This window comes from Arthrobacter sp. ISL-48, from assembly GCF_018613805.1.
Lineage (GTDB): Bacteria > Actinomycetota > Actinomycetes > Actinomycetales > Micrococcaceae > Arthrobacter.
The window spans coordinates 262,808-277,165 of record NZ_JAGGPL010000001.1 but is presented as its reverse complement, the minus strand read 5'-3'; the positions used below and the strand labels follow the sequence as shown (position 1 = coordinate 277,165).

The 14,358-nt window shown below is 64.2% G+C and carries 14 protein-coding genes; 8 read left to right on the top strand and 6 right to left on the bottom strand.

Translation table 11 applies throughout. The features are described 5' to 3' along the window. Positions 1 to 12: 12 nt before the first annotated feature. Genes J7E83_RS01225 through nirB form a run of 3 tightly spaced genes read right to left on the bottom strand, consistent with a single transcriptional unit; the run spans position 13 to position 4,864 of the window. A complete protein-coding gene (locus J7E83_RS01225; RefSeq protein WP_214958597.1) occupies positions 13 to 1,167 on the bottom strand; it encodes a uroporphyrinogen-III synthase in 1,155 nt (384 codons plus the stop codon). A gap of 14 nt (positions 1,168 to 1,181) precedes the next feature. Further along, a complete protein-coding gene (cobA, locus tag J7E83_RS01220) occupies positions 1,182 to 2,216 on the bottom strand; it encodes a uroporphyrinogen-III C-methyltransferase (RefSeq protein ID WP_214958596.1) in 1,035 nt (344 codons plus the stop codon). A 2-nt stretch (positions 2,217 to 2,218) separates the two neighbouring features. Further along, on the bottom strand, positions 2,219 to 4,864 hold the full coding sequence (nirB, locus tag J7E83_RS01215; RefSeq protein WP_214958595.1) for a nitrite reductase large subunit NirB: 2,646 nt from the start codon (positions 4,862 to 4,864) through the stop codon (positions 2,219 to 2,221). 298 nt (positions 4,865 to 5,162) lie between these two features. On the opposite strand from nirB, the gene nirD reads away from it, so the two are divergent. Next, on the top strand, positions 5,163 to 5,528 hold the full coding sequence (nirD, locus tag J7E83_RS01210; protein ID WP_214958594.1) for a nitrite reductase small subunit NirD: 366 nt from the start codon (positions 5,163 to 5,165) through the stop codon (positions 5,526 to 5,528). 3 nt (positions 5,529 to 5,531) lie between these two features. Here the strand turns inward: nirD and J7E83_RS01205 are convergent, their stop codons facing one another. Then, the gene (locus J7E83_RS01205) at positions 5,532 to 7,289 is read right to left on the bottom strand and encodes a phospho-sugar mutase (RefSeq protein WP_214958593.1); all 1,758 of its coding nucleotides are present in this window, start codon (positions 7,287 to 7,289) and stop codon (positions 5,532 to 5,534) included. A gap of 113 nt (positions 7,290 to 7,402) precedes the next feature. Between J7E83_RS01205 and J7E83_RS01200 the strand changes: the two genes are divergently transcribed. Then, entirely contained in the window at positions 7,403 to 7,909 is a 507-nt protein-coding gene (locus tag J7E83_RS01200) for an Rrf2 family transcriptional regulator (protein WP_214958592.1), read from the top strand. Between the two features lie 25 nt (positions 7,910 to 7,934). Here the strand turns inward: J7E83_RS01200 and J7E83_RS01195 are convergent, their stop codons facing one another. Beyond that, positions 7,935 to 8,393, bottom strand: a complete 459-nt coding sequence (locus tag J7E83_RS01195; protein ID WP_214958591.1) for a GNAT family N-acetyltransferase — start codon at positions 8,391 to 8,393, stop codon at positions 7,935 to 7,937. A 137-nt stretch (positions 8,394 to 8,530) separates the two neighbouring features. On the opposite strand from J7E83_RS01195, the gene J7E83_RS01190 reads away from it, so the two are divergent. Beyond that, the gene (locus tag J7E83_RS01190) at positions 8,531 to 9,133 is read left to right on the top strand and encodes a hypothetical protein (protein WP_214958590.1); all 603 of its coding nucleotides are present in this window, start codon (positions 8,531 to 8,533) and stop codon (positions 9,131 to 9,133) included. On the opposite strand, the gene J7E83_RS01185 is transcribed toward J7E83_RS01190, so the two are convergent. Beyond that, complete coding sequence (locus tag J7E83_RS01185; protein ID WP_214958589.1) at positions 9,071 to 9,889, bottom strand: purine-nucleoside phosphorylase; 819 nt, start codon at positions 9,887 to 9,889, stop codon at positions 9,071 to 9,073. The two genes, J7E83_RS01190 and J7E83_RS01185, sit on opposite strands and share 63 nt — an antisense overlap. Positions 9,890 to 10,017: 128 nt before the next feature. Between J7E83_RS01185 and J7E83_RS01180 the strand changes: the two genes are divergently transcribed. The 5 genes from J7E83_RS01180 to J7E83_RS01160 all read left to right on the top strand — a co-directional run bounded on the left by J7E83_RS01180 (position 10,018) and on the right by J7E83_RS01160 (position 14,346). Continuing rightward, positions 10,018 to 11,433: an NAD(P)H-quinone dehydrogenase gene (locus J7E83_RS01180; protein WP_214958588.1), complete on the top strand. Its 1,416-nt coding sequence runs from the start codon at positions 10,018 to 10,020 to the stop codon at positions 11,431 to 11,433. A 62-nt stretch (positions 11,434 to 11,495) separates the two neighbouring features. After that, entirely contained in the window at positions 11,496 to 11,681 is a 186-nt protein-coding gene (locus J7E83_RS01175; protein WP_214958587.1) for a PspC domain-containing protein, read from the top strand. 127 nt (positions 11,682 to 11,808) lie between these two features. After that, a complete protein-coding gene (gene pnuC / locus J7E83_RS01170; RefSeq protein ID WP_214958586.1) occupies positions 11,809 to 12,474 on the top strand; it encodes a nicotinamide riboside transporter PnuC in 666 nt (221 codons plus the stop codon). Between the two features lies 1 nt (position 12,475). After that, positions 12,476 to 13,585, top strand: a complete 1,110-nt coding sequence (locus J7E83_RS01165) for an AAA family ATPase (RefSeq protein WP_214958585.1) — start codon at positions 12,476 to 12,478, stop codon at positions 13,583 to 13,585. Then, entirely contained in the window at positions 13,582 to 14,346 is a 765-nt protein-coding gene (locus tag J7E83_RS01160; RefSeq protein WP_214958584.1) for an NUDIX domain-containing protein, read from the top strand. The genes J7E83_RS01165 and J7E83_RS01160 overlap by 4 nt, the downstream gene beginning before the upstream one ends. Positions 14,347 to 14,358: the final 12 nt, after the last annotated feature.

Below are 14,358 nucleotides of genomic sequence, written 5' to 3'. Positions count from 1 at the left end.
GTGCTAAGACAGCTAGACCCGAATCCGGTAACCCCTCTTGACCACCGTCTCCACCAGCCGGCCGTCCGGCAGGGAGGAGCGAAGCCGGCTGACGGTCATGTCCAGGGCATGGACTGAGCCCCTGAGCTCCAGCAGATCGGAGAGCGACTCCCGGGAAAGCACGGCCCCGCCCGCGCCCAGCAGGGCACGAAGCAGCAGAAGCGGCGCGGGCGCCAGTTCCACGGGCTGGCCGTCGATCCTGAGGCTGCGACCGCGCAGCTCGATGTTGCCGGACCTGGTATCGAGGCGGCGGACGTGGTTGAGGGCAAGGTGCTCGCAGACCAGCCGGATGAGCGCGCCCATCCGGAAGCGCTCGGGTATCAGGGGCGTCACACCGGCGTCGAGCAGCGGCTGTGCCGTTACCGGGCCCACCACGGCGGTGGTCACCGTCGTCTTGAGGCTCTCGATCAGTTGCTTGTAGACGCCCATTTCGTGGGCGGTGCTCCACATGGCATCCACGGCGGGGGCGCTCGTGAAGGTGAGCACATCCAAGTTGCCGCTGCACGCCGCTTCGATGAGCCGGGGAAGCCGGTCCTCGCCGTCGGGCTTGACCCAGCGATAGGGGGTGACTGTGAGGACGGTGGCCCCGGACATGCGGAGGCGCTCCAGCTGGCGGACGTCCGTGTAGCCGTGCAGCTGCACGGCTACGGTCTTGCCGCGCACGCCTTCGGCGAGCAGCATGTCCACGAGAGTCGCTGTGGTTTCGTCACTGCTGATTCCGACGTCGGCAAGGCCCGCCGCGCGGACGGCCCCACGGGCTTTGGGCCCGCGGACGAACATCCGGCAGGCCCCAAGGGTCTCCAAAAGTTCCTCGCCGATGCCGAATGAATCAGCGGCCTCGCACCAGCGGCGCATGCCGTAGGCGGTGGTGGCGATGCAGAGATCCGGGCGGGCAGCGATGATGGCCCTGGTGTCCTCAATGAGGCGGATGTCCTCCTGCACGGGGGCGATCTTCAGTGCGGGGGCATGCAGGACCTCCGCGCCGCGGCGTTCGAGCGCCTCGATGAGGTCCCGGGAGCGCCGGTGTGAGGTGACTCCGATGCGGAAACCTTCCAGCGGAGAGTCCGATGCCTCCTGCCCCGGTACCTCTTCAAGCTGCGGCGTTTCGGCCGGTGCAAGTGCATTCATGGGGTTCAATCCTTTCACGAACCCAGCAGCGAGGCCGCCAGCCTGTCCAGGTCGGCGGCGGCCTCAGCATGCCCGCGGTTGGCTTCAGCCACCCGAACCACCTCGCCAATAACCAGGACGGCGGGGTTACTGCAGCCAGCGGCCGCGGTAGCGATGGTGCCCAGGTCCGCGATGGTGGTGCGCTGGCCGGGCCGGTAGCCACGTTCAACGACAGCCATGGGCATGTCCGCACGCATCCCTGCCCGGCGCAGGCCGGCTGCCAGCTGGTGCAGGGTGCCGATGCCCATCAGCACCACGATGGTGCCGCCGAGGCCGGCCAGATGCATGTGCTCTTTCTCTGTCAGGGGGGCATGGCCGGAAACCACGGTGAACATGTGGCTGACTTCCCGGTGCGTCACAGGGATCCCGGCGGCCGCCGGAACGGAGATGGCACTCGTCACGCCGGAGATCACGCGTACGGGCACGCCGGCCGCGACGCAGGAGGCAACTTCCTCGCCGCCACGGCCGAAGACGTAAGGGTCCCCGCCCTTGAGCCGGACCACGTTGTTCCCGGCGAGGGCACTTTCCACCATGAGCTTTTCGATGTCGGCCTGGCCGACCTTGTGATGGCCGGGCTTCTTGCCCACGTCCACCAGTTCGGCCGACGTCAGGGAAGGCAGCTCCTGGTAGGGCGCCAGCCGGTCAAAGAACACGACGTCGGCATCGCGCAGAGCCTTGACGGCCGCCACGGTCAGCAGTTCGGTGGTGCCCGGGCCGCCGCCAACGAGGGTCACATGGCCGACGGGTCCGGCTGCCGGCTCATTGGAAACTGGAATGCCGGTTTCACGGCACCGGTCCAGCAGGGCTCCCCAGCCGGGCTGGCCGTCGTCAACCGCTGCCACCAGGAAAGGGCGCTCGGGCAGCGCGCCGTCATGCGCGGCACCCTGAGGCGTGCTGAGCCGGTAGACGACGGCGCCGGCGGCCTGGTAGCGGCGGACCGCCTGGCGGGCGGCGTGGTCCGAACCCGTGACCAGGACTTCGCGGCCGGTGAGATCAATGCTGAGCTGCATGCCTATACCTCGTTCTCATCGCGGGGCCTCATCGGGATGGAAGCCCCGATTAGTACTGGCTGCTGAACGGCTGTCGCCTTCTCTTCGGCCGTGGCCGGACGGAACTGGCCGCGCTCGTCCGAAACGAAGGTGATGGAATCGTCCTTCTGATCGGGGGCATTGACGAAGGAGCGGAACCGGCGCAGGCGCTCGGGGTCCTTCAGGGTGTCCGCCCACTCGTCCACGTACGTGTCAACGTGCTTGGCCATGGCGGCCTCGAGCTCCTCGGCGATGCCCAGGGTATCGTGCACCACGACGTCCTCGACGTGCTTGATGCCGCCGTCGAGCTCTTCCTGCCAGCGCGCGGTGCGCTGCAAGCGGTCGGCGGTGCGGATGTAGTACATGAAGTAGCGGTCGATGTACTTCAGCAGGGTTTCGTCGTCGAGGTCCTTTGCCAGCAGCTGGGCGTGCGCCGGGGTGGCACCGCCGTTGCCGCCGACATACAAGTTCCAGCCGTCCGCGGTGGCGATCACGCCGACGTCCTTGCCTCGGGCCTCGGCGCATTCACGGGCGCAGCCGGAAACACCCATCTTGAGCTTGTGCGGGCTGCGCAGCCCGCGGTAGCGCAGTTCCAGCTGGATGGCCATAGCAACCGAGTCCTGGACGCCAAAGCGGCACCACGTGGAACCGACGCAGGACTTCACGGTGCGCAGGCTCTTGCCGTAGGCCTGGCCGGACTCGAAGCCGGCGTCAACCAGTTCCTTCCAGATTTCCGGAAGCTGTTCCAGCCGGGCACCGAACATATCGATGCGCTGGCCGCCGGTGATCTTGGTGTACAGGTTGTATTTCTCCGCGACCGCGGCGATGACGCCAAGCTTCTTCGGGGTGATCTCGCCGCCGGCGATGCGGGGGACCACCGAGTAGGTGCCGTCCTTCTGCATGTTGGCGAGGGCGCGGTCGTTGGTGTCCTGCAGGGTGCCGCGGCCGGCGTCGAGGACGTAGGCGTTGTGCTGGGAGGCCAGGATGGAGGCGATGGTCGGCTTGCAGATATCGCAGCCGGCGCCGGTGCCGTATTTGGCCATGATCTCCTCGAAGGAGGTCAGCTCCAGAACTCGGATTGCGTCGAAGAGTTCCTGGCGCGACAGCTCAATGTGCTCGCAAAGAGCCTTGGAGACCTCGATGCCGGACTTGGTCAGCTCGCCTTCGAGCAGCTTCTTCAGCATCGGCACGCAGGAACCGCAGCTTGTTCCGGCACGGGTACAGCCCTTGAGCTCGCCGAGTTCCCGGACGGGCGCATTGCCGTCGCAGGCGCCACAGCCGTTGATTGTGTCGCGGATGGTTCCTGCTGTCACGTTGTTGCAGGAGCACAGGGTTGCGTCGTCCGGGAGTTCAGTGTCCGGGGCGTCGCCGCCACCGGCTGCCGTCAGGTACGCTCCGGGCTCGGCTGGGAGTTCGCGGCCCAGGAGCGGGCGCAGGCTAGTGTAGGGCTCCGCGTCACCGACGAAGATGCCGCCCAGCAAGGTCTTGGCATCGTCCGTGGTGACGATCTTCTGGTAAACGCCGCGGGCGGGGTCGGCGTAGACGATTTCCAGGGCGTGCTCGGTCTTGGCGAATCCGTCACCGAAGCTCGCCACGTCGACGCCGGACAGCTTGAGCTTGGTCGCGGTGTCGAAGCCCGGGAAGGTGGCCTCACCGCCGTGGAGGCGGTCAGCGACGATCTCCGCCATGGTGTTGGCCGGGGCAACCAGGCCCAGGCACATGCCGCCGAAGTTGGCCACTTCACCAATGGCGAAGATGCCCGGGATCTCGGTTTCGCAACCGTCGGTAACTACAACGCCGCCGCGCTGGCCCAGCGAGAAGATCTGTTCCTCGCCCTCTGCGGCGCGGAAGAGCTCATCGCGCGGCCTGACGCCGATCGCGACGATCACAAGATCAGCGTCGATGATGCGGCCGTCGGCCATGAGGACGCCGGTGACCTGGCCTTCGTCGTCGGACAGTACTTCTGAGGGGAACACCCCGCTGTGGACTTCGAAGCCCTTGGCTTTGATGAGACGGCCCATCGCCTGGCCAGCGCCCTCATCAAGCTGCGTGGCCATCAGCCACTGTGCGCCGTCGATGACGATCGGGCTGGCACCCAACTGCTCCGTGCCGGCAGCCGACTCCAGTCCCAGGAGGCCGCCGCCGATGGTGACTGCCTTGACCTTGCGGCCAAGCTTTTCCGTGAGTTCGGCGATGGCCTTATTGATGGCCCACACGTCTTCGAGCGTGCGGTAGACGTGTGTGTGCTCTGCGCCGGGGATCGGCAGGCGGGCCGCATTCGAACCCGTCGCGACCACGAGGGCGTCATAGGCATAGCTGTTGCCGGCCGCGGTCTCCACGGACTTGGCTTCGACGTTGACCTTTACTACACGCTCTCCAGTGCGCAGATCCAGGGCCGCGTGGTCCCACATGGACGCCTCGCCCAGGGTGAGGTCGTAGTCCGTCTCCGTGAGGGCCTTGCTCAGGGCCACGCGGTCATAGGGGAGGTGAGCCTCCTCAGTGAGGACCGTGACGTGCCAGCCATCGAGGCCACGGGCATGCATCGCGTCCGCAAAGCGGTGGGCTGCCGGGCCGCCGCCGGCGACGACAATGCGGCGCGGGTTCTCTGTGCTGTAAGTCTGTTCGGTCACTGTGGGCCTTTCGCATGGGCCGCAGACGGTGCTCCGCGACCTTCTCTTTGACGAGGTGTACATCCAGACTAGGCAGCCGCAGTTTCGCTTCAGTTTCCCAATTGTTTCGTGAACTTAACTTCTGCATCACGAACGCATTTCCGGGCGGGTGAGGTCTCTTTTACGCGCCGGACACATTCACTGCATGCCGATGAAACACCTGCCGCCTAGTTTGGTAATACGGCCACGGAGGTGGCAAGTGAGCACCTGCGAAGTATGTGAAGCACAGGCAATTTGAAGCACAGGGAGAGGAGCCGACATGACGGCAACAGTGGAACTTGAGGAACTGGCAACCGGAACCGTTACCGGCTGGCACCGCGTCTGCGCACTCGACGAGCTGGAGCTCGCCTGGGGCGAGGCAGCCCTCATCGGGGGCCGCCAGGTAGCCCTCTTCCGCACCGGTCCCGGTGAGGTTTTTGCGGTGGCACATGAGGATCCGGCCACAGGGGCCCATGTTATGGCCCGCGGCATCATCGGTTCGCGTGGCACCCGTCCCACCATCGCCTCACCCCTGCACAAAGAGGTTTACGACCTTGAAACCGGTGAATGCTTTGGAACTGCAGGGCTCAGCCTGGACACCTTCAGCACGCGCATTTCCGACGGCTATGTCGAAGTCGAGCTGTAACCCCTAAAGACCCAGCGCTTCGCGGACGTCTTCCAGCACGTGGTCCAGGGCGGCGCGGGCTGCCTGCCTTGCTTCCGGCAGCTGGGCTGCGGACTCCACCGGACGTATCACTTCCAGGTAGCACTTGAGCTTGGGCTCTGTCCCGCTGGGCCGGATGATCACCCGGGTCAAGTCCCTGGTCAAGAAGAGAAGTCCGTCGGTCGGCGGCAAATGGTCGCTGCCCTTGGCCAGGTCCACCAGGGTCTCGACGGCGGATGAACCGAATGACTCCGGCGGACTGACCCTGAGCCGGTTCATCATGGCGTCCAGCAGGCCCAGGTTGGCCACCCGGATGCTGAGTTGGTCGCTGGCATGCAGGCCATGTTGCAGATAGAGCTCATCCAAGGTGTCGAAGATGGTTTTACCCTCCGCCTTGGCTGTGGCAGCCAGTTCCGCGATGAGGACGGCCGCTGAAATGCCGTCCTTGTCCCGGACCAGTTCAGGCGCAACGCAGTAACCCAGCGCTTCCTCATAGCCGTACAGCAGCCCGGGCACCCGGGAAATCCACTTGAACCCTGTCAGCGTTTCCTTGTGCTCATAACCGGCCGAGGCGGCTATCCGCGAGAGCAGCCGCGAGGAAACTATTGAATTAGCGAACACACCAGCGGCTTTTTCCTCACCGCCAGCCTTGTCCTTATCCTGGGCCGCAAGCCGCGCCACAATGTGAGCCCCCAGAAGAGCCCCCACCTCGTCACCGCGGAGCATGCGCCATGTGCCCGAGTCCGGATCCTTAGCGGCAACGGCAGCCCGGTCCGCATCCGGATCGTTGGCCAGCACGATGTCCGCACCCACGCCGGCGGCCGTTTCCAGCGCAAGGTCCAGCGCACCGGGTTCTTCCGGGTTGGGGAAACTTACGGTGGGAAAATCAGGGTCCGGCGCGGCCTGTTCGGCCACGAGCGTGACATCGGCAAAGCCTGCTTCATTCAGCACAGCCACCGCCGTTTCCCCGCCGACGCCGTGCATGGGCGTGAGGACAATCTGCAGGTGACGCGCGGGAAAGCCGGCGGGAAAGGCGAGTGCCGCCGTCGCGCGCTTGTAGTCCGCGGCGATCGAGGGGTCCAGGACGGTCCAGCCTCCGGCCGCCAGGCTGACGGAGTCCAGGGAGCCCACGGCGTCGATTTTGCCGGCAATCTTCGCATCGTACGGGGCGACGATCTGCGCACCCCTGCCACTTTCCTCCACCGCATGGCGGCCGAGGTAGACCTTGTACCCGTTGTCCTGCGGGGGATTGTGGCTCGCGGTGACCATCACGCCGCCATCGCAATCGAGTGCCCGCACCGCAAAAGCCAGCAGCGGCGTGGGCAGCGCGGCAGGCATCAGGAACGTTTCGATCCCGGCGGCTGTGAAGATCGCCGCAGTTTCCTCGGCAAAGATGTCCGAGTTATAACGGGCGTCATAGCCGACGACGGCGCGAGGCCGGGTTCCTGGCGCTGCCTCACCGACCGCCTCGAGCAGGAATGCAGACAACCCGGCCGCAGCGCGGCGCACCACCACACGGTTCATCCGGTTCGGGCCTGGACCCAATGCTGCGCGGAGCCCTGCGGTGCCGAACTGCAGGGTTCCATTGAAGCTGTCGGCCAGTTCCTGCAGCGCCGCCGGGACGCCGTCCTCCGAGCGCCGGAGCAGTTCCGTGAGGGAAGCGGAGGTCGCCGAGTCCGGGTCGTGGGCAGCCCATTCGCGGGCCTGGCTGAAGAGTCGCAAATCGGCATCGGAGGAGGTCATGGGCACAACGCTATCGTTATTGCTCCCTGAAAACTCCTTCGAACACCGCCGTGACCCGGAAAAGCGCGCCGATTCCTTGACATGGTTTTTTCTGGACAAGTAATGTCGCGGATATGAAGATGGGGCAGGGTGTGGAGTGGGCGTTGCACAGTTGTGTCAACATGTCCTGGACACCAGTGGGGGAGGCTGTGAGCAGCGTCCGCCTGGCCGCCTTCTACAAGCTTCCGGCAGCGTACCTGAACAAGCAGTTGCAGGCCTTGGTGCGTGCCGGAATCCTGGCCTCCGTTTCAGGACCAAGGGGCGGCTTCCAGCTCGCCCGGCGGGCGGACAGGATTTCCGTTCTGGATGTGGTCCTTGCAATCGAAGGAAAAGACGACGCCTTCCGGTGCGGGGGCATCCTTAAGGACGCCCCCGACGGCGCAATGGAGGCCGACTATGCCCGCTCCTGCCTCATTTCGCAGACCATGCGCCACGCCGAGGTGACCTGGCGGACGGAGCTTTCCCGGCAAACCATCGCCGGGATCGCCCAGTCCATCGAACGGCGCTTCCCGGACGCCCGTGAGGAAACCGTTAGGCAGCTCACCGGGGTCAGGGGCCGGCAGGAAGCCCGGACCATCTAGGCCAATGCGTGGTGCATCGCGGGAGTCAGTCCATAAAAAATTCTGCGGGCCTAACGAAACGATCGCGCGGGCTTCCGTCCTCCGCTGGTTGCGCAGGTCCCAGGCTCCGAAATCCGTGGCGCTCGTAGAACCGGCGCGCCGGCAGACCACCGGCGACATCTGATCCGAATGTCACTACTTCGATAGCATCAGTAGGCCACCGATTCAAAATACCCTCCATGAGGAGTGAAGCGATGCCTGTGCGGCGCGACGTTGATCGCACGCTCAGCCAGTTGATGTGGTGAGGCTGATCGTCACGGCTGAGTAAAGCAGCACCATGCACTTTGGTTTCGCAGGCAACGACCAGGACGACGCCGCGCCCGATTGAGTTGCGGACTTGCTTGTCGAAGTGAGGCATCGGCCCAAAGAGATCCTCAACCTCGGCCGCCAGCTCTAGACAGCCTGACGTGTCCGCCAAGGTAGCCGCGCGTACCTGAGAGTTCATCGCTTGAATATACCGCTGGAACAGCAAGCGGCATGGGCGCCCAATACAGCCGAAACTCCGAATGTATGCGCCCAATAGCGGGCCCAAGGGGATCACAGTGTAGCCTTCAAAAAAATCAATCAGCCTGAGGGGCCAGCATGAACCATGACCCACAAGAGATGACCGCGCACAAGGTGGCCCCCTTGACCGGCACCTGGAAGCTGGTCATCGCTTTCGCTGCAGTCCTTGGTGTGGGTACCTGCGTCGCCCTCGGCTTCTTCAGTGCCATGTTCATCGTGCAGCCGGGCACCCTGGACGTATTGAACCGGGCCGGGTCCGAGCAGGACGTGCTGACCGGTGAATATTCGAAGACAGCCGGGCACGTGGAGCCGGAGAATGCCCGGTTTCTTGCCATGTATGGGAACACCAACTATTACGCGTCGCCGAGCTCCGATGCCAAGCGAACCTTCTGCCTCGTTGCCGAACCAGTTAACGGCGGCGGTTCGTGGCGAGCCTCCTGTGCGCCGCTCGTCGATGGGAGGGACGAGGTGACCCGCCTTTCAGATCCCTCTGGCCGGGAGGCGCTCCTGGTTCCGGACCAGTTCGACAAGCACGATCTGGAAGCCGGCGGATGGGTTTCGATCCATAAAAACCTGCTGATCGGGCCGGGCGGGTTACCTTTTCACCCCGCGTTGGATCTAAAGCCTGGCGATAATCTCCGCCAGCAGTTTGGAGATTCGAGGGCCCGCGGCCTGGCCTGACTCGATGACCTCGTGGTGGCTGAGCGGTACGGGGCTGATGCCCGCGGCCAGATTGGTCACCAGCGAAATGCCGAACACCTCCATGCCCGCGTGACGTCCGGCGATGGCTTCCAATGCAGTGGACATGCCCACCAGATCCGCGCCGATCCGCTTGGCGTACTGCACCTCGGCGGGGGTCTCATAATGCGGGCCGGTGAACTGCGCGTAGACGCCCTCGTCCAGCGAGGAATCCACTTCACGGGCCAGCTCACGGAGCCGGGAGGAGTAAAGATCTGTCAGGTCAACGAACGTGGCGCCCTCCAGCGGCGACGCGGCGGTGAGATTGATGTGATCTTTGATGAGTACCGGAGTGCCCGGAGTCCAGCTCTCATTGAGGCCCCCGCACCCGTTGGTGAGGACCAGGGTCTTGCAGCCGGCAGCGGCGGCGGTTCGCACGCCGTGCACCACGGCGCGAACGCCCTTGCCTTCGTAGAAGTGGGTGCGGGCCCCCAGCACGAGTGCACGCTTGCCCTCCTTGGTGAGGACGGAGCGGATGGTGCCCACATGGCCTTCCACCGCCGGGGCGTGGAAGCCGGGGACCTCGTCCGCGGAGAGCGTGGCGGTGGTGTCACCGATCAGCTCTGCCGCTTCACCCCAGCCCGAGCCCAGGACCAGGGCGACGTCATGGCTGTCCACCCCCGTCTCCTCGGCGATGTAGTCGGCGGCGGCGCGCGCGGCGGCGAAAGGATCTGTGGTCAGGAAATCTGTATTACTCACTGGTACAAGCTATCGTGCCGCTGCCATTGTGCACAGCGCCGGATACAGTGCCGGACGAACCGGCAGCGGGACCGGAGCTGCACTCCCTTATTGGTGGTGCGGCGCCGGATAGGCGAGAATGGATGATTGTGACTACGCATCCTGATTTCAGCTCACCCCGGCTCGCAATCCTCGGAGGTGGCCCGGGCGGTTACGAAGCCGCCATGGTCGCCGCCTCTCTGGGAGCGCAGGTCACCATCATCGAACGCGCCGGGCTGGGCGGCTCTGCGGTGCTGACCGACGTCGTTCCTTCCAAGACCCTCATCGCGACAGCGGACCTGATGACCCGCGTCGGTGAGGCGGGGGAGCTGGGAGTGAAGTTCGACGTCGACGGCGGCGACTTTGTTCCCGTGATGCGCGCGGACCTCAAGCACATCAACGACCGCCTGCTGGGCCTTGCACGCCAACAGTCCAGGGACATCACCACCGCCCTGGAACACCAGAACGTCCGGATACTGATCGGTTCAGGCAAGCTGATCGACAGCCACACCATCGAGGTGCTGACTGTGGACGGCACCGAAACCATCGAAGCGGACACCATTCTGCTTGCCGTCGGTTCGCACCCACGTGAGCTCCCCACCGCCCGGCCCGACGGGGAACGCATCCTGAACTGGGCCCAGATCTACAACCTTGACGAGCTTCCAGAGGAACTCATCGTGGTGGGGTCCGGCGTTACCGGTGCAGAGTTCGCCTCCGCCTACAACGGTTTGGGCTCAAAGGTCACCTTGATTTCAAGCCGAGACCAGGTGCTCCCCGGTTCCGACACCGACGCCGCGGTGGTGCTGGAAGAGGTCTTCGAACGCCGGGGCGTGACCGTCCTGTCCCGCTCACGCGCGGAGACAGTGGGGCGCACCGACGACGGCGTTGTGGTCACGCTGAGTGACGGCTCCAAGGTCACCGGCAGCCACTGCCTGGTTTGCGTGGGCTCCATCCCCAACACGGCCGGCATTGGCCTGGAGGAAGCCGGGGTGGCGCTGACCGAAAGCGGCCATATTAAGGTCGACGGCGTTTCGCGCACCACTGCGCCGAACATCTACGCCGCGGGCGACTGCACCGGCGTGCTGCCTTTGGCCTCGGTCGCCGCGATGCAGGGCAGGATCGCCATCGCGCACTACCTGGGCGACAGCGTAACGCCCATTAAGCTGCACCAGGTGGCGTCCAACATCTTCACCTCGCCGGAGATCGCCACGGTGGGCGTTTCCGAGGCCGACATCCACTCCGGCAAGTACCAGGGTGACATCGTCAAGCTATCCCTCAAGAGCAACGCCCGGGCCAAGATGCGCAACCACAAGGACGGTTTCATCAAGATCTTCGCCCGCAAGGGGTCGGGCACCGTGATCGGCGGTGTCGTGGTGGGACCGAACGCGTCCGAGCTGATCTTCGCTATCTCCATCGCCGTGAAGCAGAAACTCCACGTCGACGACGTCGCCAGCACCTTCACTGTCTACCCGTCGCTGAGCGGTTCGATCTCCGAGGCAGCACGGCGCCTGCACGTCCACTTGTAGCCTTCTGTGAGCCGGTGCCAAGAGCGCTGGTGGCAGCCGGCTCATCGGGGTACCGTGGCGGCATGACTACAGCTCTTGAGCGGCCGCGCAGTGGAAAGATCATCGGTGGCGTGTGTGCAGCGCTGGCAGCACGGTTCGGGGTTCCAAAGTTCCTCGTCCGGCTGGGCTTTGTGATCTTTGGCGTGGTGGGCGTTGGTGAGCTCGTCTACATTGCGCTGTGGATCATGATCCCCAAGGCTCCTGCTTAGACCCTGGACTGGGCCCCAAAGGCCCGAAAATAAGGGTCAACCGCCGGGGACCTACCGGTTATTGTCTGACTGATAAAAAGCCTGCTATGGTGCTGTTATCAGTTTGATAATAACGATGGGAACCGCTATGGACCACCTGATCGCGTGGATGAACTCCCCAGCATTCACACTTTTCAACGCTCCGGTCAGCTGGATCGAGGTCATAGGCTTCCTCACCGGCGCGGCCTGTGTGTACGGAGTCGCCCGGCAAGAACTTTGGAACTGGCCCGTAGGTATCCTGAACAACGCTTGTTTCATGATTCTGTTCCTGGGCGCTGCGCTCTACGGTGAGGCAGTTCTCCAAGTGATATTTGCTGCCATCGCATGCTACGGCTGGTACAACTGGATCCGCGGTAACGCGAGGACTGCCGGTAAGAACGACCTGCCTATCCGGCACGCCTCATGGACAGAGGCCTTCGTTGGTTTCGGCGCAACAGCCGCGGGCACCGCCGCCGTCGCAATGGTGCTCACCCATGGCACAGACTCCGCGGTTCCCTGGCCTGACGCCTTTGTCCTAACTGCCTCCCTAGTGGCCACTTACGGGCAGGCAAAGAAGATTTTCCAGCATTGGTACGTCTGGATCCTCATCGATGTGGTCTCAGTCCCGCTGTACTTCAGCCGCGGGCTTACGCTGACCGCTGTCCTCTATATCGGATTCCTTTTCCTGTGCATTTACGGGCTCATTGGCTGGAAGCGCGCCTATGCGGCCGAAGCTCCGGCTCCTTTTCCTGCACCGGTAACCGCAGGAGCCTGACGTGTACACGAACGCCATGGTCATCGGAAAGTTCTACCCGCCCCACGCTGGCCACGTCCATCTCATCGCAACGGCCGCAGCACAGGCAAAGCGGGTTTCTGTCGTGGTCCTCGGTAGCAGGTTCGAATCCTTGGATGTGGCGGAACGCACCCGGTGGCTTGAGGAAGAACTATCTGGCCACGCTGCGATACAGGTACTCAGCATGCGCAATGATTGCCCGGAGGACTACGGGTCTGACGAGATCTGGAAAGCAGAAACCGAGCTGATGCGCCTTGCTCTAAAGAGTCGCGGCGTTAACCACATCGACGCGGTGTTCAGCTCCGAGGAGTATGGACCCCGGCTGGCTGCCGCCTTCGGCGCCGAGCATGTCTCCGTGGACCCTGCCCGGTCCACCTACCCGGTCAGCGGGACCCTATGCCGTGAGGATCTTAGCGCTGCGTGGCCCGCCATCATTCCCTCTGCCAGGCAGGACATGTGCACCCGCATCATCGTTGTGGGTGCCGAATCCACCGGCACAACAACTCTGGCAAGGGCGCTGACAGACCACTACCGGCACAGGTTCCCTCACATCGCCGACGTGCCGGAATACGGACGACAGCACACCTATGAGAAGTTCGATGCCCTCCGCGCCGACAGGCCGAACGCCGTGTTGGCGGAGATGGTCTGGACTGCGGCGGATTTTGGACTCATCGGGGCACGGCAAAACGAGATGGAGAATGACGCGGCCGATGCCTGTCCGCTGGTTATCGCCGACACCGACGCCTTGGCGACTACGCTGTGGGAACGTTATTACATGGGCGAACGAAGCTATGGCTCTTATGCCGCAGCTGGCCGCCTGCCTCGTCGCGACCTTTACCTGGTCACCGATCATGAGGGAGTGGACTTCGAAGACGACGGCTGGCGCGAAGGCGTAGGGCGCCGGGCCGAAATGACCGAATGGTGCAAGGAGACCCTCACTAAGGAAGGGCACTCGTGGATCCTGGTCACGGGAACCCCGGACCGGCGCATGCGCACATCGATCGACGTCATCGACGCCATTCTGGCCCAAAGGCACGCTTTCGACTCGCCGCCATGGGCCAGGCGTACCGTCCTGGAAGGAGCGCCACTTTGAGTAGGGACTGGGATGCAGAGCAGGATTTCCTCCAGGCTTATGCGCCGAACGATTACCCTTCCGTTGCATTGGCGGTGGACCTGGTGGTTCTGGCCGTGGCGGAGGGAGCGCTGCACTCGGCTCTGGTCCACCGAGGCATGCACCCGTTCATGGGCGGTCTCGCTCTGCCTGGAGGGTTCGTCGGCCCACGTGAGTCCACAGGGCAGGCGGCATACAGGGAGCTCGCAGAAGAAACCGGTTTGGACCTTGGCCGGATGCCTGTGCACGTCGAGCAGTTGGCTACATACAGCGACCCGGACCGGGACCCGCGGATGCGGGTAGTCTCCGTCGCCCATCTGGCCCTGCTGGCAACCGACGGCCGGATCCTGCCGGCATTGTCGGCGGGCTCAGACGCAGCTGCCGCCGCGTGGCACCCCGTCCATCAGGTACTTGAAAGCACCATGGCGTTCGACCACGCCATAATCCTCCGGGATGGCCTGGACCGGCTTTCAGGCAAGATGGAATACAGTACCGTAGCCGCCCAGTTGGTGCCCGAAGAGTTCACGATGACACAGCTCCGCACGGTCTACGAGGCAACATGGAATACGCGCCTGGCAGCAGGTAACTTCACACGGAAGATGATGCCCCACCTTCAGGACACCGGACGGAAGTCTAGAGCTGCAACCGGGGCGCCTGCAGCTCTTTTCACAGCCACGCGGAGTCCGATCCATCCACCGCTGACCAGGCCCGGAACCGGCGTGGAGGCCAGAGCTCGGGAGTAGGGCAGACCCCGG